Below are 25,028 nucleotides of genomic sequence, written 5' to 3'. Positions count from 1 at the left end.
CCATGCAATGCGCGTGTGGAAAGTGGCGTGTGGCGAGGAGTATCAGGCGACGAATTCGCTTAAGACCATGGCATCGGCCTTCCTTTCCACAATACCGTTGAGTTCCATTGTTCCCAGTAGTTCCAATACGGTTGCGATATCGGGAATGTCGTCAGCTGCGATGGTTCGCGCCACTCGCAGCAATGCGTCGGGCGTGGTAACAAGATGGCGTTTGTTGCATTCGCGAATCAGCGACACCATCATCCGTTGCGTTTCCGGCAGATCACTGATTCGTATTGGTGCGCGTCGGAGTACGCGGTTCGTTTCCGATGGAGCTCGTAAATCTGGCATTTGTGATGGATACGTGGTGTTTTCCGTATGCGCCGAATGACTGAAGCCGGCAGTCGATGATGCTGCGCGTGATGATTCGGTTGTTTGTTGCGCAGATGCTTCAGACTCACCGTAAGCCATGATGGGAGGATGTGCTTCATGGCATATGTCTTCGATGGCGGTGGCCGCACAGAGCAGTACGGCTTTCTGTTCGCTGATGATTTTGTTGCATCCAGCGTTGACTGGCTGATTGATATCTCCTGGTGCGGCATAGACTTCGCGCATGAGTTCGCATGCCCATCCTGCCGTATTCAAGGCGCCGGAGCGTAACCGGGCTTGAGCCACCACCAGTGTTGATGAGAGCGCGGCGATAATTCGATTGCGCAAGAGGAAACGTCTTGCTTCAGGCACCACATTCGGGCAGAGTTCGCTGATTAACGCGCCTGACTGGGCTTCGATTCGTTCGAACAATGTGCGGTTGCGCATCGGACCCATATGGTTGAGGCCTCCGGCGAATACTGCGACCGTTCGTCCGACGGTGAGTTGGTTGCGCCCATGGACTGCGTTGAGCGCGCCCCAATGGGCTGCCGCATCAGTGCCCATGGCTCCTCCCGAAACCACGAGATGGCCGGAAGCCGCGGCTTGTTCCGCCAGAGTATGAGCAACATATCTACCGTATTCGGTTACGTCGCGGGAGCCGACGATTCCTAAGGGTTTGGAGCAGCTGGTGAGTGCTCGCGGGTCGCCTTTGCCCCATAAACATAATGGTGGCGCCCAATCGGATCGAATGGCCAGATCTTCCAATTGGCTGGGCCAGCAGGGACTGCCTGGCGTGACGATCCATTGGGTTCCATCCACAGTAAACCAGTCGGCAAGTGCCAGCGGATTCATATCGGGCAAGTCCTGCATACGGTTATGCCAATTCGCCACTGCGGTTCGAAATGTTTTCATCATGCCTGCAGTAGGCTTGCGGCCCCATCGAACCAGTCCTTCGGCAAACATGCGTTCCAGCTCATTCATTGCCGAAGCGCATATATTGGATGGTTTGCTGGGGTGAGATTCAGCTAGTACACGCCATATGGTTTCCGCGCTATTGGCGCTTTTGAACAGGGCATACATTGACGCGTCAGCTCCATCAAGGCAGAATGTGAGCGCCGCTCGGAATATGGCATCGCGTGACAGTATCGGCATTGTTGCGGTGTGTTGTTCGCTCATGACATCCTCGTTCTCAATTCAATGCCTTGATGAACATCCTGTTCAGTAGGGCTGGTTCTTCCATCCAGATCGGCAAGCGTCCATGCAAGTCTCATAGCTCGGTCTGCGCCGCGTAAGGTGAGTTGATGATTCGATAACGCCGCATTCACCAATTCCATGGCTTTCAGTGAAGTATTGGCATGCAGCCATTTTCCTGATGCCTGCGCATTGCACGTCCAGCCGAACTGTTTGAACCGGCGCATTGCTGTTTGCCGAGCTTGAATCACACGGTTGCGGATAGTTTGGCTTGTTTCTCCTTGAGGTTCATGCTGTTGTGCGATGCGCGAGACGGGTGGTACGGAGAGTTGAATGTCAACGCGATCGAGAATCGGGCCGGATAGTCTGGAGAAATATCGCATACGGTCCTTTTCCTTGCATGTGCAGCGCTCGCCGGTGCCGTAATAGTATCCGCACGGGCATGGGTTCGCTGCCATGATGAGCTGGAATGAAGCCGGATAATACGTGCTGCCTTTTGAACGAGATAATGCTATATATCCGGATTCCAAAGGCTCACGCATGGTTTGCAGGGCTCGAGCACTGAACTCCGGAGCCTCATCGAGGAAGAGAATGCCGCGATGCGCTCGAGTAATGGCCCCCGGTGTGGCTAAGCCACTGCCACCTCCCACCAATGCTGCCGTGGTGGCAGTGTGATGCGGCGCTTCAAAGGGTGGTATATCCGTGATGCCGTAGTGGGGTAATGTGCCGCATAACGAGCGAATCGACGCGACTTCCAGCTGCTCGTCCTCACTCAAAGGGCACATGATGCCGGGCATGCGTGAAGCCAGCATGGTTTTCCCAGCTCCGGGAGGGCCAGTCATGATGAGATTATGACCGCCTGCCGCCGCTACCTGCAACGCCCATTTGGCGTATTCCTGGCCTAACACTTCACTCATATCGCCGCAGGATTGCGCGTCTGCAATCTGTAATGAGTCCGCAATGGCTTCTTCACCGTTTTGAGGGAGATCCGGTATTCGATACGTGGCATTACCACCCAAGAGCTCGATAAGCTCACCAACATGCTGCACGCCGATAACATCCAAGCCTTCCATCATCTCGGCTTCATCGAGATTGCGATAGGGGACGATGAGCTTATGGATACCGCGTTCCTTAGCATGCAGCATGATGGGCAGCAAACCATGGATCGGCAGTACCGAACCATCGAGATTCACCTCGCCAAGCACGATGGTATCTTCCAGACAATCGTGGCTGATGGCATTCGACGCGCACAGCACACTGGCTGCTATGGCCAGATCATGTGAGGAGCCACGTTTCGGCACTGAAGCAGGGCTCATATTCACGGTGACTCGGGTTTGCGGCCACGAAAACCCACTTGCTTGGCATGCGGATTTCACGCGCTCGCGCGCTTCAGACAATGACGTATCCGGCAGTCCGATAATGGAAAAGTACGGCAACCCTGGGCTGACGAATGCCTGCACTTGGATAATGAAGGCCTTTAAACCAATCAGCCCCACTGACAGTGTGCTTCCTATAGGCATGGTGATTCCTTTCAGAATGCTCCTGCAATGTGATGAACCGTGGGAGAGCCCATGCTCAATACGATGGTGATGACATCAAAACGAATTCCTGAATGGGGTATGCGATTGCGCGAATCGATTAGCCATTCGCAGGCGGCTCTGCGAAGATTCGTCTGTTTGGCTCGTGTCACCGCCTCCTGTGGTATGCCGTAATGCACATTGCGCCGTGATTTCACTTCCACGAACACAATGGTGCGATCTGGTGTCATCATCACGATGTCCAGTTCGCCATACCGGGTATGCCAGTTGCGGCTTAATGTATGCCATCCTTGCTGTTCAAGCCAAGCTGTGGCATATTGTTCGCCAAGCTTGCCGAACTGTTTTGGCGACAAGGCGGAATCAGCCATGGCAACGGCAAGGTGATGTAATGGCTGTTCTTCACCATGAAGAGGCGAATCCAACATGGGTTGTTGGTAGTGCGGCTCGGCGGCTATGCCGACTTCCGTAATCTGCGGTGATATGGAAATGCTCATGTATCCACTGTGAGGGCTGAAGCATTCGCTGCACAAGCGCAACCGGCAAATGTGGATACTATGACGCAGTTTGGAGTGTTGTGGATAACGTGTGGATGGAATACGGGTTATCCACCGTTTGTTAAGACCCTTAGCAGCTATGTAATCCGTGAGATGACAACAAACGGTCATGTTGCATGCTCAACAATGCTAGCGTGACTCATAGGGGTCGGCAGTGAAGCCGGAGGATGGGGAAATCATCATGAGCGATGCAACAGCAACCAATCAGGCAGACGTGCATGAGGAGCAGAAGCAATCCGTACGACCTATCGTCACCATCGGTCTGGTGGATAATGACGCATTCTCTTTGGCGTTCCTCGAACGGTCCATCAGTGAATTGATGCCCGAGGCTCGTATCCTCTGGAAAACCACATCCGGTAGGGAAGCGGTCACCCGTTGCCTCGACCCGAGGCAAAGTCCCAACGTGTTGCTGACGGATATGTCGATGGACGAGCTTTCCGGTCTTGTGGTCTGCAAAACCATTCGTATCAAAACCGCCCGCGTCATGATACTGGCCGTCACCTCGTTCTCACTCGCCGTGTATTCCGGCAAAGCCGCCGAAGCCGGAGCACAAGGCATTGTGCCCAAATCCGTGGAAGTGCCCATCATTGAAGCGATTCGTACAGTGGCAGCCGGCGGCACATGGGGAGAGGGATTCCAAACCGCACCAGCCGCACACGCCCGGTTAAACAGTCAACGCATGCCAAGGCAGTTCCTGCTCTCCGACCGTGAAGCCGAGGCAATGAACCTGTGCTCAAGAGGACTCACCACCGAACAAATCGCTCACGACATGCAGGTCAACACGTCCACCGCCAAAACCTACCTCACCCGTGCCATCCATAAGCTTGGCGTCATCTCGCGTGGGGCGGCCGTGGCATTATGGACCGGAGCCTCGGAGGAAGAGCGATGAGCCGCGGAAAGACTCCAAACGCAGCGGAAGCCACCGCAGCCCAGACGCCATCGCACGATGGCATCAAACAGTCCAGCGGTGATTCACGATGGCCGGCAGGCACGTCGCAGATAGTACGGTGGCTCAGATCACATTGGTTTCGCATTGCTATCGCAGCATTCGCGCTCGCGGCAACCTTGGTGGAATGGTCGGTGATCCCGCCAATCTACCCGTTGAATTTCCTCTTCTCAGGGCTGTCGGTCATCGCCATCATCCTGTCGCCGTTCATTCCCCGAACCTCCGGATGGGTGATCATCATCACCGTAGTGGCCAGATTGTTCGTACTTGATCTGTCCGGTCCGAATCCGCTGTGGGCGGCATATCTGGCGCTCGCCATTATCGGCTACGATTGCACGATTCCGGTGGCTATTGCAGCGTTGCTCACTGTAGCGATAGCCGAATGCGTGCCAGTGGCATTGAATACCTTCAATGCGCTTTCCGCCACATGGATAGGCATGGTCAATTACATCGGCATGTTCACGCTCGCCACCATGGGTGGCATGTCGTTCCGCTGGCGCAAGCAGCGCGATGAAATCCGCGAACAGGCGATGGTGTTGGAACGCAAACAATGGCAGTTGGATACATTGCAGCGCAATACGCGGCTTGCTTCCCGCATTCATGATTCCGCCAGCGGTGGGCTTTCCTATATTGCATTGACTGCACAACGCGAGCTGCGGCGCATCGGCGATGATGCCAGTCAAACAAGTGCACGACAGGATTGGCAATTCGTCAACGATCAGGCGCTATCCGTGCTTGATGAGATCCATCATGTCATCGATTTGCTCGAACGGGCCGATAGCCGTAGTGGTTCGATAACTCAAGAAGACACTCCATCAATCGCAAACGCCGCACGCCAATCGCGGGGGAGTGATTATCATTCCAGCAATCAGGAACCTGACGAACCACCTACCCAACAAACAATCCAGCAGGCTCTACATGGAGCCCAAACCAAGCTCACTCATCTGGGATTCGTTGGTTCCATGGAATCGCGCGGTTCGCTTCCCTCCGACTGTTCCGCTCAAGCTATTGAGACCGCCGCCAAGCTCATTGGCGAAATCACCGCCAACATCACGCGACATATGAGCGTAGGACTCGGTGAATACTATTGCATGGTCACGTTGCGCGCAGAAGCCATCGAAATCATGGAAACCAATCCGATGGCAAAGAGCAGTCGATACGACAGTGCAGGCGAATTGAAACCTCACGGCAGCGGGCTCGACATGCACAGGCGAATCATTGCCGGTCTCGGCGGTGAGTTCAACACCACAGCCGAAGATGGCGACTGGGTGCTGTATGCGCGCATTCCCACACGCAGCACGGCACAACCCGTTCGGCAGGGGAGTCGACCATAACACAGTTTCCGATGTATGTGCCATAGGCGCGCAGTGCGCTGCGAATCCGAATCCATGTAATCTCTGCGACTACAGAAGTGTGCCGTTTTCCGCGAGACAACGCCTACACTCACAATCAGACAGAGAAGTCAACATACTTGATGGGGGAGGTAGATACTATGCGCATTCACCATGGTGTTTCACGCATGGCTGCGTTCGTCGCTGTGTCCATGCTGCTGATATGTGCTGGCTGCGGGAGTCCGACGAACAAGACCGCGGGCGCAAGCGGCGATGGTCAGCATGCGGGCACTGTCGCCGCGTGCAAAGCTCCGGATTTCCAAGGCCCGTATGCGAGCGAATTCAAGCATGCATACGAGCAATCCACAACGCAGCTCGCCAAACGGATTTTGGAGGATTGCCAAATCACCGACGCGGAATTGAATGAAATATATGACGCACAGAACGAATGCCTTGCCCCATATGGGCTGGTGGCCACGAAAGGCCAGCTTTCCCCAGTGCGTGCTAGCGGTCTTACCTCTGAGGAAATGAATCAGAAGAACACCGAGTGCGCCGCCAAAACGGATTTGTTCAATGTGGAGAGCATATATGACGCGTTGCAAGACAATCCGAATAACCTTGATGCTGAAGCATGGCAACGCAAAACCTATGCATGTTTGCAGCAGCATGATCTGTTGCCCAAACCCATCAGCGAAGAGGATTATCTGGCGTTGAAGGTGACCAACGCCGAGGGGCTTTCGGACGATCAGATACTCGAGCAAACCCGCAAATGGAACGAATCCTTCCACGTATACATGGAATACAACGACGACGGCAGTAGAAATCCCGACTACGACTCCAGCAAAGCCCAGCAGTTCTGGCAATGCCAAACCGATCCGTTGAACTAGGGGCCGTTGCATCCGTTGCGTCAATTGCATCAATGGCGATGCGGTACATGACGGTATCAGGGTGGGGAGGATGATCATGACCCGAGGAAAGCCAACGATAACGCCTCGAAAGGAACGCAAAGCCGCACGCAATGGCGTAGCGGTTTCCATCGTCGTGCTGCTGGCCTTGATGATGCTGGCGATTGGCGTAAGCGCGGGATTCCTGCTGACCCGCTCCAAGATTCCGCCGTCACTGGTTTCCAATACCGATGCCGGCACGGTGAAGGTGGCGGCATCGCAATTCGATGACTCGCGTTCGATCGCACTGACCGTAAGTCTGGGAGAATCCTCGGTGGTGACTTCGCCCGCATCCGGCACCGTCACGGGCATATCTGTGAGTGCCGGCGCGCCGATATCCGCAGGACAGGTGGTGTTCAACGTGGATGCGACGCCGGTTTTGGCACTGCATACTGATGTGCCGCTGTACCGTGGGCTTAACAGTGGTATGGGGGGCTCGGATGCCGCGGGGCTCAACGCCGCTTTGCGCAGGCTCGGCTATGGTGCACCGGATTCCGACACCATGACCTGGGATACCATCGCCGCTTACAATGCACTCGCCCAATCCGTAGGTGCCAAGCAACTCAGCAGAGACAACGGCTGGGCCATAGATCCCAGTTGGTTCGTCTGGCTGCCCGCCGATTCGGTGACGGTCAAACAGGTCTCCATCGCCGTGGGCAGGCAGGTCACTGTCGGCCAGGATCTGTTCACCACGGCGGCGATGCCCATCAAAGCCACACTGCCGGCAGCCGCCACGGATGTGGTGGCGGGCGATCGCACACTGATCATTGGCGAACAGACCTTTGATGTGCCTGCAGGCACCACGGAACTTACGGATGCCGCGCTGCTCGCGGCGATCAACGGTTCGGTGGCCTTCCGCATGGCCTCGCTCGGCGGGGACTCCGGTAATGCGATGGCTTCCGGCGGCGGTGCGGCCGGCAATGCAACCGGTGCCGCCGCAGGTGGGAGCCTGAACGTGTCGTATAACTGGAGACTGAAGCAGCCGTTGACCGCGCTTACCGTGCCGCCATCCGCCATCTACGATGCGGCGGCCGGTTCGGGATGCGTCAGCGTGGACGCCAAGCCGGTCGCAGTGTCGATCATCGCTTCGCAGCTCGGCAAAACCATGGTCAGTGTTGACGGCAGCCGGACGTTCGACCATGTGGATGTCACGCCCGGAACCACGGCACACTGTAAGGCAGCCGGTGACGCATCCGCAAAAGCCTCCGATGCCGCCGAAAGCGGCAGCGCACAAGGCGGGCAGTGAGATGATCCGCTCGCATTGGCCGTTGTGCACAGCCATAGCGCGTCCGCAGGAATCGGTTGAACAAGCCGAGAAGGCCGGTTCGCTGCGACGTTCGGTCATGCTCACGGACGTCGGGCACAGCTTCGACCGAACCGGCCGGGACATGCTGTTCCGCCACCTGACCATGACGCTGCTGCCGAAACACGTGTACGCGCTGACCGGGCCATCCGGCTCAGGCAAATCCACGTTGCTGTCCATCATCGCCGGATGGGTCACGCCGGTGACCGGTTCCGTGGAGCGCATCGATTGCGGGCGCGTGTGCTGGGTGCTGCAGAACCCACATGGAGTGGCGAGAAGAACCGCGATCGACCATGTGTCCCTGCCGTTCATCGCACGTGGGGAGCGGCGGCGTGACGCCGAAACCCACGCGATGGAGCTGCTTGAGGCATTTGGCTTGACGGACTTGGCCAACAAGCCATTTAGTGATCTTTCCGGAGGCGAGGCCCAGCGTCTGATGCTCGCGCGAGGCGTCGCCTCCCATGCAGGGCTGCTGCTCGTGGACGAGCCGACCGCGCAACTGGACCTCAACACCGCCACCACGGTCAACGAGCATCTGCACAACCTTTCGATGAGCGGCGCCATCGTGGTGGTGGCCACCCATGATCCCCGCACGCGCGATGCCTGCACCGATCTCATTGATTTGCGTGACTGGCAAAGCGATGATTCCACACGGTTGGCTGAATCTTCCGGAGCGCCTGATCATGCTGACGATGCCGCGCCTGACAAGTCGGCCCGGGAAGGCGGTGAGCATCATGCATAAACGAAACAATCGTCGGACATGTATGCGTTTGACCGGCATACTGGGGGAGTGCGGGCGCAATCTCATCACCGGAACCAGCCATGCATGTGCGCTGGCCGTGGCGTTCGCGTGCATGATTCTGTTGCTTGCCGGTGCCGATTGGCTGACCATCGAAGGCATTGAACGGCAAACAGATGATTACGTGGCGTCAGGCGGCTCAACTTGGGTGTTGGAGTATCCAAACCATATCGACGGTGCAGCCTGCGACCGACTCATATCATTGGACGGAGTCGAAGCGGCCGGAGCAGTGAAACAATCAGCAAACAAACTGGTATTCGCGGCCCTGCCATCCACCAGCGTGCCGGCATACGACATCACACCGGGTGCCGTTGCAGTATTCATGCGCAGTACCACCGGCACGTCATGGAAGAACGGCACAGGTAAGGATTCCGGAAGCGTTTCCGTACGGAGGGAAGGCGCATTGCTTTCCAGTGAAGCCGCAAAACCATTCCAAGCTCAGGCCGGGCAATCCCTCGCACTGCAAGATGGGCGCAGGCTCGATGTATCCGGAGTGTTCAGCTGGCCGGATGATGGTAGAAAATCAGGCTTCTCCTATGCGGTGCTGACTCCCATCCCAGCGGATTCCAGCACCAACTTCAGTCAATGCTGGGTGCGTGCATGGCCGCAAACCAGGAACCTGGAATCATTGCTGCGCCTGGCCGGCAACGATACGGCAAGCGCGACCGCAACAGAACGGCCTCAAATAGTCAAGCTCAATACGGACAAAGGCAGCACATTGGACAGTGCCGGGCTGTTCGAATCACGGTTGACTGCTTATGTGCCATGGGTTGCGTTCGCTGTGGCGTTGGCATTGGGTTTCCTCGCCATGCGCACGCGCAAACTGGAGATGGCCTCCGCGTTGCATTGTGGGGTGCCGAAAAGCGCATTGGTTGTTGAGGCCATGCTGGAAACCATCATTTGGAGCCTGGCAGGAGCATTACTGACCAGCCCACTGCTCGTATGGGTCTGGCTGGAGGATAACGCCGGTGAAGCCGCGGCATTGACCGACATATTGTTGCGCGTGCCCGTTGCCGCGCTGTTGGGCGTACTGTTCGGTGCTTTTCTGGCGGTGCTGTTCACGCAGGAAAGTCATCTGTTGAAGTACTTCAAGAACCGATAAGCCCGGTTAGTTCGCCGAGATTAAGCTCGAAACTCAAACCGCGATCCTCGAAATGAGGCTGATTGCGCGTATTGGCCATGGCGTGACGCACGAACTCACCGGCAATTGTCGCGGATTCGGCTAATCCGCGGCCGGCCATCACCGCCCCGCACAGGGCGGATGCGAACGCGTCACCAGTGCCGTGAATCATAAAGGGAAGCTTCTCATGGGCGAGCTCGATCTTATGCTCCACGCCGGTCGCTGCGCTTGCCACATAGTTGATGATGCGCCCATCGCCATGGTCGATGCCTTTGAGCACCACGTTCTTCGCGCCAAGCTTCAACAGCGCTTCGAGCAGACGATTCACGCTTGTATCGTCCAAATCATTGCCAAGATAATTGGATTTGGTCAAGATTGCAGCTTCGGTGAGATTCGGCATCAGCACATCCGCGCCGATCGCGAGCGAGCCCATGGCCTCGCATAATTGGGGCGTATATGTGGCGTACATCTGCCCGCCGTCGCCCATCACCGGATCGACCAGACGCAGCGCATCGGGATACTCGCGGTACAGCCGCTCGATGATGGCAACCTGTTCAGGAGAACCCAGGAAACCCGAATAAACACCATCAAGCTCCACCTCTTCGGCCTGCCAGGCATCCAGATATCCATTCAGCATATCCGTGGTGTCATGGAAAGTGAACACCTTGTACTTGGTATGTGCCGAAAACAGGGCGGTAGGCACTGGGCACACATCGCATCCGGCAGCCGAAAGAATCGGAATGGCGGACGTCAACGAGCATTTGCCATAGCCGCACATGTCGTGCACGGCTGCCACGCGCGGAATGTAGTGCGGGTCGCGGTCATACAAAGTCACGTCAGCCATGGTTCTCTTTCGGTTCGCTTCGAGCAGATGGGGTATCGCAGTTCGGATGTCATCCGATATCACAGGGAAAGCGTAGTCCAGCGTATGCATCGGCGAGGCACAAATGCCCACATCCTGCAATCGCGGTATGTGTGCTGCAGTGCGTTTCAATATGTGATGTGCTGATACGTCGCATGCTTTCTCGAGCGTGAAATCCGCGTCGACGGCGATGCTCATATGCATGCAGGCTTCGGCGTGTCGTGAGTTTTTCGGCAAGGAAAAACCGCGATTGAAGCGCATGAAATCCCAATGATTCCAACGGGTTATAAGGGTCTATAGGCAACCGTGATAACGCTCAGCTTGCGCCGCGCCGAGTTGCGCGCGTACTTTCATAACCAACACCTCGCCAACCGCCGAATACGGCAGGCGGGTGGCAAGGAAAAAGAACCTCGCGACCAGCACAACCAGCAAGGAGCACACCAATGGCCGAGAACAAGAAGTACCGTTTTGAAACCCTGCAGCTGCATGTGGGCCAGGAGCAGGCCGATCCGGCTACCGATTCCCGCGCAGTGCCGATTTACGCCACCACTTCCTACGTTTTCCACAACTTCGATCACGCCGAGGCTCGCTTCGGTCTCGCTGACCCGGGCAACATCTACGGCCGTCTGACCAACTCCACCCAGGGTGTCTTCGAGGATCGTATCGCCGCCCTTGAAGGTGGTACCGCAGGTCTTGCCGTGGCTTCTGGTGCAGCCGCTGTTGAATACGCCGTGCGCAACATCACCCAGTCCGGTGACCACATCGTCGCCGCCAAGAACATCTACGGTGGTACCTTCAACCTGCTGCGTCACACCCTGCCGCGTGATGGCATCACCACCACCTTCGTCTCCGCTGAGAACCCGCAGGAGTTCGAGGACGCCATCCAGGAGAACACCAAGCTCGTCTACTTCGAGACTTTCGGCAACCCGAACGCTGATCTGCCGGACTTCGAGGCCATCTCTGAGATCGCTCATAAGCATCATCTGCCGGTGATCGTCGACAACACCTTCGCCACCCCGTACCTGTTCCGCCCGCTGGAGCACGGTGCTGACGTCGTGGTCGAATCCGCCACCAAGTTCATCGGTGGACATGGCACTACCTTGGGCGGTGTGATCGTTGAAGGCGGTAACTTCAACTGGGCTGAGGTGCCGGGTAAGTTCCCGACCCTGACCGAGCCGGATCCGTCCTACCACGGTCTGAACTTCTACGAAGCTCTGGGCGGCACCGCATTCGTGACCCGCATCCGCGCCATCCTGCTGCGCGACACCGGCGCCACCCTGTCTCCGTTCGCTGCCTTCCTCCTGCTGCAGGGCACTGAAACCCTGTCCCTGCGCGTTGAGCGCCACGTCCAGAACGCACTGAAGGTTGTCGAATACCTGCAGACCGTGCCGGAAGTCGAATCCGTTTCTCACCCGTCCATTCCGGGACGCCCGGACCATGACCTGTACGAGAAGTACTTCCCGAACGGTGCTGGCTCCATCTTCACCTTCGACATCAAGGGTGGCAAGGATGCAGCTCGTGTCTTCATCGACAATCTGCACCTGTTCTCTCTGCTGGCCAATGTGGCCGACGCAAAGTCCCTCGTCATCCACCCGGCTTCCACTACGCACTCCCAGGAGACCCTGGAAGAGCTCGAGGACCAGGGCATTCACCAGGGCACCATCCGCCTGTCCATCGGCACCGAGAACATCGAGGACATTCTCGATGACCTGAAGGGCGGCTTCGAGGCCCTTCGCGCTTCCGGCTTGGCCAAGTGAGGTCGACAGGAGGGTTGACGGCCCGATGAGAAGGGGCGCGATGCTAATGGGGTGCATCGCGAATCATCGAGCCGCATGGGGTGCCTTCCGTCCGATAACTTGACTCAAGGAGTAGAAAGCTCGCACTGACGTCATGCAGTGCGGGCTTTCTTGCGTCTGTATGCCTCACACTGTTTGCGCAGAGGCATGAATAGTGTGAGACCTGAGACGACATAATCCTCAAGGATGAGGGCCGGCGCGTGGCCGACCGCCCAATTCAGTCTGGCGCACGATGGGGCGCGCCGTTATTTCTTCATAAGTTGGAATCATCATCCGGGCATAAGGCCCGGCCCAATATGGAGAGGCATTATGAACGTGCAGAACCCGTCCGCATCGCGCGGCATCGTTATTCAGGCCGTCGACTTGGTCAAGAACTACGGCACCGGCAGCAATATGGTTCACGCCCTGCGCGGCGTGAACGTGAGTTTCGAACGCGGCAAATTCACCGCCATCATGGGCCCATCCGGTTCCGGCAAATCCACGCTGATGCACACGCTCGCCGGTCTCGACTCCGCCACTTCCGGCCATATCTTGTTCGGCGGCGCCGACCTGACCCGCATGGACGACAAGCAGCTCACCTTGCTACGTCGCCACAAGATCGGCTTCATCTTCCAAAGCTTCAACCTGCTGCCGATGTTCACCGCCGAACAGAACATTCTCATGCCATTGACCTTGGCTGGAGCGAAACCCGACCGACAGTGGTTGCGTCTGCTGGTGGAAACGCTTGGCCTTAAGGAACGTCTCAACCATCGTCCGAACGAACTATCGGGAGGCCAGCAGCAGCGTGTTGCCATTGCGCGAGCATTGATCACCAAACCGAAACTGGTGTTCGCAGACGAGCCCACCGGCAATCTTGATTCCGTATCAAGCGCCGAAGTGCTGAGCTTCCTGAAACGTTCCGTCAACGAACTTGGCCAAACCATCATCATGGTCACGCATGATGCGGTCGCCGCGTCTTACGCCGACCGTGCGCTCGTGTTCGCCGACGGCCAGATCGTGGCGGACGTAAACAAGCCGACAGCAGACCAGATGAGTGAACTGCTGATGAAGGAACGTGAGGCCGCCACAATGAATGTGGCTTCCGCGAGACATTCCCGCTAAACGCACTATAGAAGCATTCGAAGAAGGGAACAGAATCCACCATGTGGTCCATCACTTTGAAACTCATGCGAAAAACCAAGCGCATGCTCATACCCGCAGGCATCGCCATCATGATCGGCACGGCGTTCATCGCCAGCACCTTCCTGTTCGGCAATGCCATGAACGACTCCCTGACACGGCAGCTGACCGCCATGTTCGGAAACGCCAACTATGCGGTGACCGTCAACAGCTCCGACCTGAGCGATAAGGAACTCAACGAGGCGTATTCCAGCACTGTCGGCGACTTTCATCTCGACCAGATCGCCGGCATCGAAGGGGTTGGCGGCGTCCGTGCCTCGGTGGAAACCGGCGTCAGCGTTTCCAAGGGAGACAGCACCATCAGCGGTGAGATCATCTCCACCGCGGCACAGAAGAACATGCTCCCCGTGAATATCACGGAAGGGGACCAGCCGAAGGATTCCAACGAAGTCGCGCTGCCGGAAGACATGGCGAAACAGTTGAACGTCGGCGTTGGAGACACTGTAAGCCTGACCTCCCGATATGCGGTAGGCGACGATGGCAAAGCCAAGGCGGACAACGTGCGCGTGGTAGGACTCACGTCCGATCCGAACGGCGTCTACTCATACTATGGTGGTGCGATCGTAGGATCCAACAATCTGCTTGCCGCAATGCAGGGAGTGGACGATTTCAACGCCACCGGAACAACAATGGTGTATCTCGACCTTGCCTTGGATGGAAACAGCGTATCCGCAAAAACCATCAACGGTGTGAAAGCGTTGCTGCCAAAGCATTTCGATCTGATGTCACGACAGCAAATCAGTGACGAAAGCATCAAATCCTTAAGCGGCAACCAAACCAACATCGTCACCACATTCCTTATGTGCTTCGGCGTGCTTGCCATGTTCGTGGCGGCTCTGGTGATCGCCAACACGTTCCAAGTGCTCGTGGCGCAACGCCGCCGCACACTCGCCTTGCTACGCACCATCGGCGCAAAGAAAGGCCAACTGTATGGTTCCGTGCTGTTCGAAGCGGTGGTGCTCGGCTTCGTCGCATCCGTGCTTGGCGTGGTGCTTGGAAGCCTGCTCATGTGGGGCATGTGCGTCAGCGACATCATGCAAGAGGGTATGCGATTCAATTTCTCTTGGCAGGCCGCCGTCGTACCTATTCTCTTCGGTATTGTGGTGACGGTGCTCGCATCCTTGGGATCCGCACGTTCCGCTACTGCGGTGACGCCATTGGAGGCATTGCGCCCGATTGAACTGACCGACAACCGTCGTTCCAGCCTCACGCGAGCCATAATCGGTATTCTGATGGTGGTGGTCGGTATCGCCATGGCAGTATTTTCCATCTGGCAGGTACAAGCCACCAATGGCGGCGAGGAGGCGAACAGCGATCAATTCACGATGATTCTGCTCATAGCCATCGCCGGCGCCGCACTGGTGTTCCTCGGCATGGTGGTCACCGCGGTGTTTTGGATGCCGACCCTCATGAAGGGCGTTGGAGCGTTGGCCTCGCTGACAGGACCTTCCGCAACGGTTGCGCACGCCAACATTCAGAAGAATCCGCGACGCATCGCAGCAACCGGTGCCGCTCTGCTCATCGGTGTCACCCTGGTTTCCACCATCGCAACCGGTGCCGCTAGCGCCAAAGAGACTATGAATGGTGCGCTCGCCACCCGTTATAGCGTCGACATCGTGGCCATGGGCGATGACATCAGCCAGCAAATGGCCAAGGATGTAGCCGACATCAACGGCGTGTCCGACACATTGTATGCGCCGGCGGTTTCCGTGACCTTGGAGAAAGCGGATGGAACCCAGCCTACGTCCGCATTGCTGGTCGGTGTGAAGAACATCGATCAGGTCAAGCAGGTCATGCGTGCCAACTTGGGTAACGCCTCCATCGACAGTGATAGCGTGCTCATGCCAACATACAATGCGCAAACCGGCAAGGAACTGCAGTTCGCCAATGGCACGGCTGATTTCTCTACCGAATGGAACCAGGACGGCGTCACTACGCGTTCGCTGACATTGCAAGCAAACCAAGCCGACTACCGTCGCGTATCCGCACAGTATGGAGCTGTCGGATTCGTGGATGAAAGCCATTTCACCAATGGTGACCTCGATGCCGCCACCCATGTGTTGCTGGTCAAGGCAGATACTGACAAGTCAGGAGTTTCCGTTGACGGCATCTACAACGACATGCAGGCCGCATTGGAGAAGAGCGCTGATGCGACAGTGACAGGACCGATCGCCGAACGCATCGTATGGGCGAAGATGATCGACTCCATGATGATGCTTCTGGTGGGATTGATCGCTGTGGCCGTGCTCATCGCACTTGTCGGCGTGGCCAACACGCTGTCGCTGTCAGTGATCGAACGCACCCGAGAATCCGCCACATTGCGCGCCATCGGCATGACCCGAGGCCAGCTGCGACGCTCTCTTGCGGTGGAAGCCCTGCTCATCTCGCTGGTATCCGGCATCGCGGGCGTACTACTTGGCACCCTGTTCGGCTGGCTGGGCGCATACGTGGTGTTCAGTATGTACGGCAAAGTGGTGTTCCCGTTCGAATGGGGCATTAACGGCATCGTACTCGCCGTGGCAGCCGTGGCAGCATTGCTCGCCAGCGTATTCCCCGCACGCAGGGCAGTGAGCACGCCTCCTGTTGAGGCGCTCGCCGAAGCCTAAGCTTCATAGCAAACACAACGAAAAGGACTCCTGCCACAAACATGGTAGGAGTCCTTTTTGCGTATCATGCATACGCAAAACAACAAATCAATCAGACCAAATGGTTTTCGTAAGCGAACACCACCGCCTGCACACGGTCACGCGCATTGATCTTCGCCAGAATATGCGCCACATGCGTTTTCACCGTCGGCAGACTGATGAAAAGCTTGTCGGCAATCTCCTGATTCGACAATCCACGTGCGATCTCAATAAGCACTTCGCGCTCGCGATCAGTCAGTTCATCTAATTCCGGATCGGTGTACGTCGAATCAGAAGTGGAAGAAGCAGTGGAATTTCCATGTGCACCAACATTCGCAGCCATGAAATCGCCTTCCATCATTTTCTCGATAAGACGTTTCGTGGCGGACGGTGCGATAATCGCATTACCTTGAAAAACCGTGCGAATCGAATTCAACAACGTTTCCGGTTCCGTATCTTTCAGTAGAAAACCGGAAGCCCCGGCAGTGATCGCAGCCATAACATATTCATCCAAATCGAATGTCGTCAGAATGATCACTTTGGTATGAGTGACTTCTGATTGCGTTCCATCGGCAGCAAAGCGATGCTGCAACGCACTGATCTGCCGAGTCGCCTCGATACCATCCATGCCGGGCATACGCACATCCATCAACACCACGTCAGGATGCAGCGTTTCCGCCAACGCCACAGCCTCTGCACCATCGCGAGCCTGCGCCGCAACCGCCATATCAGGTTGGGACCCGATCACCATGGCGAAACCGGCACGTACCAATTCCTGATCATCGGCAATGACCACACGAATCTTCTGTTCTTCACTCATACTCTCCACCTTATCGGCATTGTTCCGCTCACAGCGCGAAACAAACCCTTAAATCTCCCTGAAAACTTGAACCGGCTATCGAGACGCGCGCTGCAGCTGCTCCTCCAGCGGTGCTGCGGGCCTCAACTGTAGTTCGCTCGCGCTACCGGCATGAGCGTCATCGCTGAAACCAGTCTCACGAAGCACGCCAAGCAGTTCGCGCATACGTTTAAGCGCGGCGCGCCCCTGTTCTCCAATGGCTTTGAACGCTGTGGAAATCTCGTCGGCGGTAGGCTCTTTGCCTTGTGCTTCGGCGCGATCCAGCATGCGGATACCATCGACGGCTTGGTTAATCACGCTGTTCAACGTGGCAGTGACCTCAGCCTGAATGCTGGCACTGATACGGTCACGTTCCATATTCGCCGCGAGAATACGCTGCTTCTCCTGCTCGGCCACCAGCGCTTCCTCTCGCGCCTGCAACACCAGTGCGTTTGAATCACTGGAACGAGCCCAACGTGCCCACGCCATAATGCCGGCGCACAGCATCAGCACTGCAACCGTATACATAACGCCGGTAAAGAACGCCGCCGTAGTACTTGACGTGACTGAAACCGGTTTCGTCAAGCCTGCAAAAGCGGCGATGGCGCCGAACAAGGTAGTGTATCCGTGTTGATCAGCCGCGATTTTCAAGCCCATCAGCACCGAACAGGTAGCGGCGGCAAGACCGGTCCAACGCCATGCGTGTTCACGCCCATACAATACGGCTGAATACAGCGCACACAGCGACGCTACGATATGTCCAACCTCAATCGATCCCAAAAACACCAATTGCACAACTGACAATACGAACACAATAAGCGCGCAAGTCTCGGGGAACCTGCGTCGAAGAGCCAGCGCCAGCAAGCAGCATGCGGCGATCGCATTTGAGAGCTGCGCATGAGGTGAACTATCAAAAAAGAACGTAACCGACATGCGATTCAGCAGCATGACCAATGCCACGGCACCAACGGAATCCATGAGCGCATAATGGCGCTGCGTCCACGCGGAAACACGTTCCACCCAATTCAGCCCTCGCGAATTGGATGTATTTGCAAGTTCTACGGATTTCAGTTTCAATGATTTGAGCAAATCATGCAGATTGGGTGCGGTGATGCGCAAATGTTGCAGGGCATTCGAACGATGATCGCGACCGGTCGGTTGGTTGGTTTCCTTCGTTTGCTCCGATGGCTGATCTGGGATTCGCGCCGATATGTTGACGACTGTGTGAGGTGCGATTGCTTCGTCGGATAATTTCGCTTTGCTGGATATGGCAGTTGTGTTGCACGATTCGGACTGTTCCGAGGCATACTGTTCGCCGGTTTCTTCTGTCACCTGTTCTTTACCGCCGTAAGGCAGGGTGGCCATGACTTCGAAGCCTCCGCCGAGTTGAGGGCCAGCCTGCAACGAGCCTCCGGCCGATTCGATGCGTTCTTTCATGCCCAGCAGGCCGTAACCTGGCGTATGCCCGTCGATATTGGCCGCCGCGCCATGACCATTGTCGGTGATGGTCAAAGTGAGCAAACCGTTGTTCCATGACTCTTTAATGTGCACATCGACGTGCGGCCCCGCATACTTGCGGATATTCGTCAGTGCCTCCTGCACTACATGGTAGGAAGCTATCGAGGCTTGTTCGCCGAGTTGTTCCGGGCTGGCGGTGCCGGTGATATTCCGTCGGATTCGAATGTCGGGGGAGACGTTTTGCGCTTGTTCCACAAGATTGCCGATATCGTTATAATCGGCGTGCGGTGAACCCCCGAATACTCCCAGAAGACGTTGCATGTCATGCAGTGCGCGTTCCGATTCGTGTCGAATCGTCTCCATGGTGTTTCTGGCCACCGCGGGATCATGCGTGCCTGCATAGCGACCACCATCAGACTGCACGATGATGATTGACAAGGTGTGCGCCACCACATCGTGCATGTCACGTGCGATGCGTGCGCGTTCCGCCAACGCGGCGATATCGCGTTCATCCTGGTCTCGCGCGGCGATTGCCTCATTGCGTTCCCGCATCATGCGAATGGTTGCCAGACGGGCACGCTGCCAGAACGCTACAATGACGGTGGAAATGATACATACTTCGAAAATCGGCGTCAGCACCAACATGTATTGCGCCACCATGTTGGCGACTTCCGATATGGATGTTCCTGTGTAGATGGAACCGAGAGTGTCTTCCGTGACCATAACGCCATTTGGATTTGAGTCATTCCAGCTGCTCCATGTATGCACTTTGCCTCCGGTGAGCAGTGGTCCATTGGTCATGGTCCATGCCGCCAGCGCCGAAGCCAGAAGACCGATGGTCAACGCCAGAATAATGAAGGCTTTCGTGTTTTTGGGATTGCCGTAGACGATCACTGAATACAGCATGAACAATGCCAGAATATCGGCACCCAACAGGCAAGGGCCGAATATGAGATGCGCCAAGGTCAATGCCACGCAGAGCAACGCTCCGGTCTGTGGCCACCATCGACGGATTAGCAGCGGAATAAGCATTGCCGCTTCCCATGTCATCTGCGTGGAAGGCTTAAGGTCAAACAGCAATCCCGGATTATAGGTGATGCCGCCGGTCACGCCGAACAGCAGAACACCTATAACAAGCGTGATGATGAGATCGCCTGCGAAAACATGGCCATGCATCCATGACAAGAGACGCTGCTTGAGATTCGGCATACGTTCCACCCTAGCGCCAGATATGCTGTGACGCCATCATGCGCAGGAATGAAATAGCGGTAAGATAAAGCCGCTTTTGTGAGGTAAGGTTGTCTCCGCATGTGGGTGGGATGGAAGCCATCAAAAAGTCACTACCCGCATTGAACATGCCGATGATGCCAAGGGAAAGGTGAATGCATGACGTTGCTGAGCGAATACTACGTGCCCGGATTGCATATTGAGGATCGTTCCATCAAGGTGCCGTTGGATTGGACGGGCCACGAGCCTGGTCATGGGTTCGATGGCGAATCGATCAGCCTGTTCTACCGTGTGGTCACCTCTCCCGAACATGTGCATGACGACCTGCCGCTGCTCGTGTTCCTGCAGGGTGGTCCCGGCGGTTCCGGTCCGCGTCCGCTCGGCCCAAGTTCCGATGGTTGGATCGAGGAGGCTATTAAGCATTTCCGCGTGGTGTTGCCGGATCAACGTGGTACGGGGCGTTCGTCTCGTGTCGATACGCATGTGATTGAGGGCATGGATGGCGACGGCAAGGCAGGTGCCGCGTTTTTGAAGCGTTTCCTCGCCGATTCGATCGTTCGTGATTTCGAGCATCTGCGTCGTACCGAATTCGGGGGCGCACGTTGGGTCACGCTTGGCCAAAGCTATGGCGGATTCCTGACGCTGACGTATCTTTCGCTGTTTCCGCAAGGAGTTATCGCCAGTTTCACCACGGGTGGCATTCCGCATGTTCCCGCCGATGCGACCGACGTGTACCGTCATACGTTCCCACGCATGGTGGCAAAGACGAAGCAGTTCTACGAGCGTTACCCGATCGATATCGAACGTGCCGCGGCCGTTGCCGACGTTCTGCAGTCGCGTAAGGTCGCATTGCCGGACGGCGATCCGCTCACGGTGGAACGTTTCCAATGCTTGGGATCCGATTTCGGTATGAAGCCGAGTTTCGAACGCGTGCATTGGATTCTTGACCAGGCATTCCTTGACGGCGACGGTTCGGCCTCGACCTCGGCGGAACTGTCTGACGAATTCCTGTCTTCCGTGATGAATGCGACTTCATCTCGCCCGCTGTATTGGCCGTTGCAGGAGTTCATCTACGCCAATGGTGAGCTGGAAACGCCGATTTGCTGGGCCGCCCAGCGCGTGCGTGGCGAGTATCCGGAATTCGCGGGTGACATTCGTCCGCTTAATTTCACCGGCGAGGCCATGTTCCCGTGGATGTTCGAGCAGGAACGTGCGTTGCGTCCGTTCAAACCAGCCATGGACGTGCTTATGGAAGACACGCATTTCGGCACGATCTACGATGCCGACCAGTTGGCGCGCAATGAGGTTCCGCTGCAGGCTGCCGTCTATTTTGACGACATGTATGTCGACTCCGGTCTGCAATTCGATACGCTGTCCCGTGTGGGACGATCGCACTATTGGACCACCAACGAATTCGAGCACGACGGCGTACATGGTTCCGTGGTGTTCAAGCACCTGTTCGACGAGGCGTTGAACAGGGGAGACCTGGAAGAACTGTTCTGACATTCCCGAAATTCTCCGAAACCATCGCATCCAAAACAATTACGTCCATTAGAAAAGACGACAAGGAGGACACCATGTCCAATCCAACCATCGGATTCATCGGATACGGCAATATGGCGCAGGCCATCGCCGAAGGACTCGTCGCAGCCGGCGCCGTCGACGGTGCCGACATCGTGGCTTGCGCCGCGCATTACGACAAGCTGGAAAAGACCACGATGAAAGTGGGTGCAAAGCCATTGCACAACGCGGCCGAAGTCGTTGCAGCGTCCGACATGGTCGTCATCGCCATCAAACCGTACCGAATCGAAAGTGTCATCAAGCCAGTCATCGGCGCGATTGCCGACGAAGACAAATTCGTCGTATCCATCGCGGCGGGCTGGGATCTTGACAAATACCGAGACTTGTTCGGCGCCGATTTCAACGCGGCGCATATCCAATGCACCATTCCGAACACGCCGATGGCCGTCGGCAAGGGGGTACTCGTCACCGAAGCCGACAACACGCTGACCGACACGCAAGCCGAAGTGTTCGAGCGGCTGTTCTCATCGATCAGCCTCATCGAACGCGTTGATTCCGCGCATATGGGCATTGGCATGTGCATCGCAGGCTGCGCACCGGCATTCACCGACATGTATATCGAGGCGCTCGGCGACGCGGGCGTGAAATACGGCCTGCAACGTGCCACCGCCTACCGTCTAGCCGCGAAGATGGTGGAAGGCGTCGGTGCGCTATACCTCAAAAACGAAACCCATCCGGGCGTCATGAAGGACGCCGTCTGCTCGCCGGGCGGCACCACAATCAAGGGTGTGACCTCGCTGGAGGAAAGCGCGTTCCGCGGTGCGGTCATCAAGGCCGTCGACGCCATCGAAGCCTAATACTAAGCTAGGGAATCATGTCTCTTACTATCGGAATCGTCGGACTGCCCAACGTCGGCAAGTCCACCATGTTCAACGCACTGACCCGCAACAACGTGCTGGCGGAGAACTATCCGTTCGCCACCATCGAGCCGAACACCGGCATCGTGCCGCTGCCAGACGACCGTCTGCCAGTGCTTGCCAAGCTCGTGCATACCGAAAAGATCGTGCCGGCCACCGTCACCTTCGTGGACATCGCCGGCATCGTCAAGGGCGCCTCCGAAGGCGAAGGCCTGGGCAACAAGTTCCTGGCCAACATCCGCGAGGCGGACGCGATCTGCGAGGTCGTGCGCGCCTTCGAGGACGACGACATCGTCCACGTCAACGGCAAGGTGGATCCGGCCGACGACATCGACACCATCAACACCGAGCTGATCCTCGCCGACCTGCAGACCATCGAAAACGCGCTGCCCAAGCTGGAGAAGGATCTGAGGGGCAAGAAGATCGAGCCGGCCTACATGGACGCAGTCAAGCAGGCAAAGACCATCCTTGAAGCCGGCGAGACGCTCGACAAGGCCGCACGCGAAGGCCGCTTCGACAAGGATTCCGTCTACGACCTGCATCTGATGACCGCCAAGCCGTTCATCTACGTGTTCAACGTGGACGACAACGAGCTGGCCAACAAGGACCTGCAGGCTAAGCTCGCCGCATCCGTGGCCCCGGCTCCGGCCGTGTTCCTCAACGCTCAGTTCGAGGCGGACCTGACCGAGCTCGACGAGGCGGATGCCCGCGAAATGCTGGCCGACGCTGGCTTGAGCGAGTCCGGTCTCGACCAGCTGGCCCGCGTGGGCTTCGACATCCTCGGCCTGCAGACCTTCCTGACCGCAGGCGTCAAGGAAGTGCGCGCCTGGCAGATCCACAAGGGATGGACCGCCCCGCAGGCCGCCGGCGTGATTCACACCGACTTCGAAAAGGGCTTCATCAAGGCCGATATCGTCTCCTACGATGACTTCGTTGCCGCCGAAGGCTCCATAGCCAAGATCAAGGAGGAGGGCAAGCTCCGCCAGGAAGGCCGCGACTACGTGATGCAAGACGGTGATATCGTCGAGTTCAAGTTCAACGTCAGCAAGAAGTGATTGCCGCATAGCGCCGAGGGCCTTGGAATTCTGATGATTCCAAGGCCCTCGTCCATACTGTAGGCAGTTAATTGTATGCGCGAATCGTGCCGTTGCAGCCTCGGCGCGTGTCTGATAATTCTTATGCTATACGAAGGAAGATGACACATAGTTTGAACTGAAGACTCAGGGTCTTAGAAATTCTCAAACCTGATGAAATTGCTGGTGTGGCGAGGTTCTCTGGCTGTGTCGTAGAAGTACTGATTCATTCGCGGCATTGAAACGAATGGATAGATGAACGGTGTGAGTGGACCGCCTAACAACAGCCCCGCTCGTGCGTAAAATCGGACTTACTGTGTTAACAAGAACCGGCACCTTCCCAACTGGCTCCAATATACTGTTCCGCCGTGTTTGATATACGAGCCCTGGTCTCACCGCAATCCAATGGGGACACATCAATACGCCCTCTCAGCAGAAAACGCGATATGGTTTTCGTATTGGCCGAAGACCGGAATGGTGAGGCAAAGGGGCTGCATAATGGACGCAAAAGAGGCTATCGAACTGAGTATTCGCATATCCAAGAACGGAATCACCGCGGAGAATCAGGCGGCAAAGCGCGTGGAAAGTGTTTTGAGGAATTCGGAAACAGTAGAGAGTGAATCTTCCGGCGCTTCCGGTGACGTCGAATCGACCGCTAGGGCATGGGCCAAGGCCATCGACTTTTTCCGGGTTCCCAAGGGCAAAGTCGTCAGCAGCTGGACGTTGCGCGATGCTGCGGGGGAGCCCAACTCGGCGCGTAGTTCAAGGGCCGGTCAGCGTACGTGGTCTTATCTGAATCGACAGCTGATGGCGTTTTACATGCCGCAGATCCGGAAGCTTAGTCCGGAGGAGCTGCCGATGCTGTATACCGAGCAGATCACGGTATTCGATGATCAGAACGGATACGATGAGAAATATCCAGACAGATGGACCAATCTCGATTGCGCGGACCCTCAGACGGGCAAGGTGTACCACGTGCATCAGTTTGGCGCGGCCGAGGCCTTCTATAACGCCTATGCGCTCATGCGCGACCTCGATACTGTGGGGAGTTACCTAGACTTGTCCTTTCCTTGCGATGCGCAGGCGTACAACAAGTATCTGAACGACGATGAGATCGACAATGGCCAATCAGCCACAGTGGAAGAGGACGATGAGGTCGATGACATCTATGAGGATGACGATCGTCCCGCCAATCCGCTTGACGCGAGTCTGAATCTGATCTTCTTCGGAGCTCCCGGCACGGGCAAGAGCTACGAGATGAACAGGATGGTCACATCTGATTTTCCGAGACGAAGCGAACGCGTAACGTTCTATGCCGACTATCAGCACGCGCAATTCGTGGGTGGATTGGCTACAATGTATTGGACGGTTCATTGAGGGACTAGGCAACGAAGGAGTTGATGGTCATGGCCGACCCGAGGCATCCGCGCAGGTTCACGGAGGAGTTCAAAAGGCAGAT

19 protein-coding genes are annotated in these 25,028 nt (G+C 56.7%); 13 read left to right on the top strand and 6 right to left on the bottom strand.

Features of this window, described 5'->3' with window-relative positions; translation table 11 throughout:
- Positions 1-42: 42 nt before the first annotated feature.
- The 3 genes from AC1AY0_RS00095 to AC1AY0_RS00085 are packed head-to-tail and all read right to left on the bottom strand — an operon-like array spanning position 43 to position 3,571.
- The gene (locus AC1AY0_RS00095; protein WP_081890110.1) at positions 43-1,524 is read right to left on the bottom strand and encodes a DNA-processing protein DprA; all 1,482 of its coding nucleotides are present in this window, start codon (positions 1,522-1,524) and stop codon (positions 43-45) included.
- Entirely contained in the window at positions 1,521-3,059 is a 1,539-nt protein-coding gene (locus AC1AY0_RS00090; RefSeq protein WP_476524690.1) for a YifB family Mg chelatase-like AAA ATPase, read from the bottom strand. The genes AC1AY0_RS00095 and AC1AY0_RS00090 overlap by 4 nt, the downstream gene beginning before the upstream one ends.
- Positions 3,060-3,070: 11 nt before the next feature.
- On the bottom strand, positions 3,071-3,571 hold the full coding sequence (locus tag AC1AY0_RS00085) for a YraN family protein (protein WP_476524688.1): 501 nt from the start codon (positions 3,569-3,571) through the stop codon (positions 3,071-3,073).
- Between the two features lie 241 nt (positions 3,572-3,812).
- On the opposite strand from AC1AY0_RS00085, the gene AC1AY0_RS00080 reads away from it, so the two are divergent.
- The 6 genes from AC1AY0_RS00080 (at position 3,813) to AC1AY0_RS00055 (ending at position 10,056) form a co-directional block, all read left to right on the top strand.
- Positions 3,813-4,520: a response regulator gene (locus AC1AY0_RS00080; protein ID WP_476524687.1), complete on the top strand. Its 708-nt coding sequence runs from the start codon at positions 3,813-3,815 to the stop codon at positions 4,518-4,520.
- Positions 4,517-5,911 (top strand): sensor histidine kinase, encoded by a 1,395-nt coding sequence (locus tag AC1AY0_RS00075; protein ID WP_476524686.1) that lies wholly within the window; start codon positions 4,517-4,519, stop codon positions 5,909-5,911. The genes AC1AY0_RS00080 and AC1AY0_RS00075 overlap by 4 nt, the downstream gene beginning before the upstream one ends.
- Before the next feature lie 158 nt (positions 5,912-6,069).
- A complete protein-coding gene (locus AC1AY0_RS00070; protein WP_476525401.1) occupies positions 6,070-6,795 on the top strand; it encodes a hypothetical protein in 726 nt (241 codons plus the stop codon).
- Positions 6,796-6,871: 76 nt separating this feature from the next.
- Positions 6,872-8,098: a biotin/lipoyl attachment domain-containing protein gene (locus AC1AY0_RS00065; RefSeq protein ID WP_476503593.1), complete on the top strand. Its 1,227-nt coding sequence runs from the start codon at positions 6,872-6,874 to the stop codon at positions 8,096-8,098.
- Entirely contained in the window at positions 8,037-8,897 is an 861-nt protein-coding gene (locus tag AC1AY0_RS00060) for an ATP-binding cassette domain-containing protein (protein ID WP_476524685.1), read from the top strand. The genes AC1AY0_RS00065 and AC1AY0_RS00060 overlap by 62 nt, the downstream gene beginning before the upstream one ends.
- Entirely contained in the window at positions 8,890-10,056 is a 1,167-nt protein-coding gene (locus tag AC1AY0_RS00055) for a hypothetical protein (RefSeq protein ID WP_476524684.1), read from the top strand. Before AC1AY0_RS00060 ends, AC1AY0_RS00055 begins: the two co-directional genes overlap by 8 nt.
- On the opposite strand, the gene AC1AY0_RS00050 is transcribed toward AC1AY0_RS00055, so the two are convergent.
- Positions 10,043-10,918: a pyridoxamine kinase gene (locus AC1AY0_RS00050; RefSeq protein ID WP_476524682.1), complete on the bottom strand. Its 876-nt coding sequence runs from the start codon at positions 10,916-10,918 to the stop codon at positions 10,043-10,045. The two genes, AC1AY0_RS00055 and AC1AY0_RS00050, sit on opposite strands and share 14 nt — an antisense overlap.
- Positions 10,919-11,379: 461 nt before the next feature.
- Here AC1AY0_RS00050 and AC1AY0_RS00045 point away from each other — a divergent pair, with 461 nt between their 5' ends.
- The 3 genes from AC1AY0_RS00045 (at position 11,380) to AC1AY0_RS00035 (ending at position 16,517) form a co-directional block, all read left to right on the top strand.
- Entirely contained in the window at positions 11,380-12,693 is a 1,314-nt protein-coding gene (locus AC1AY0_RS00045) for an O-acetylhomoserine aminocarboxypropyltransferase/cysteine synthase family protein (protein ID WP_033891762.1), read from the top strand.
- A 348-nt stretch (positions 12,694-13,041) separates the two neighbouring features.
- The gene (locus AC1AY0_RS00040) at positions 13,042-13,833 is read left to right on the top strand and encodes an ABC transporter ATP-binding protein (RefSeq protein WP_033891761.1); all 792 of its coding nucleotides are present in this window, start codon (positions 13,042-13,044) and stop codon (positions 13,831-13,833) included.
- Positions 13,834-13,874: 41 nt separating this feature from the next.
- On the top strand, positions 13,875-16,517 hold the full coding sequence (locus tag AC1AY0_RS00035; RefSeq protein ID WP_476503597.1) for an ABC transporter permease: 2,643 nt from the start codon (positions 13,875-13,877) through the stop codon (positions 16,515-16,517).
- A 91-nt stretch (positions 16,518-16,608) separates the two neighbouring features.
- Here AC1AY0_RS00035 and AC1AY0_RS00030 read toward each other — a convergent pair whose 3' ends face one another.
- Together AC1AY0_RS00030 and AC1AY0_RS00025 are read right to left on the bottom strand one after the other, a co-directional pair.
- Positions 16,609-17,355: a response regulator gene (locus AC1AY0_RS00030; RefSeq protein WP_033891759.1), complete on the bottom strand. Its 747-nt coding sequence runs from the start codon at positions 17,353-17,355 to the stop codon at positions 16,609-16,611.
- A gap of 75 nt (positions 17,356-17,430) precedes the next feature.
- Positions 17,431-20,040 carry a sensor histidine kinase gene (locus AC1AY0_RS00025; RefSeq protein ID WP_033891757.1) on the bottom strand — a complete coding sequence of 870 codons (2,610 nt, stop codon included), beginning with the start codon at positions 20,038-20,040 and terminating at the stop codon, positions 17,431-17,433.
- Positions 20,041-20,217: 177 nt separating this feature from the next.
- Between AC1AY0_RS00025 and AC1AY0_RS00020 the strand changes: the two genes are divergently transcribed.
- From AC1AY0_RS00020 to AC1AY0_RS00005, 4 genes are all read left to right on the top strand, one after another.
- Positions 20,218-21,561, top strand: a complete 1,344-nt coding sequence (locus tag AC1AY0_RS00020) for an alpha/beta fold hydrolase (RefSeq protein WP_007052075.1) — start codon at positions 20,218-20,220, stop codon at positions 21,559-21,561.
- Positions 21,562-21,635: 74 nt separating this feature from the next.
- A complete protein-coding gene (proC, locus tag AC1AY0_RS00015) occupies positions 21,636-22,436 on the top strand; it encodes a pyrroline-5-carboxylate reductase (RefSeq protein ID WP_007052076.1) in 801 nt (266 codons plus the stop codon).
- A gap of 17 nt (positions 22,437-22,453) precedes the next feature.
- The gene (ychF, locus tag AC1AY0_RS00010; RefSeq protein ID WP_476524678.1) at positions 22,454-23,551 is read left to right on the top strand and encodes a redox-regulated ATPase YchF; all 1,098 of its coding nucleotides are present in this window, start codon (positions 22,454-22,456) and stop codon (positions 23,549-23,551) included.
- Positions 23,552-24,067: 516 nt separating this feature from the next.
- Entirely contained in the window at positions 24,068-24,946 is an 879-nt protein-coding gene (locus tag AC1AY0_RS00005) for a hypothetical protein (RefSeq protein ID WP_476525398.1), read from the top strand.
- The last annotated feature ends 82 nt before the right edge of the window (positions 24,947-25,028 follow it).

Source organism: Bifidobacterium sp. LH_416 (assembly GCF_056357055.1).
Note: the sequence above shows the minus strand (reverse complement) of the source record. Positions and strands in the feature narration are given on the sequence as shown.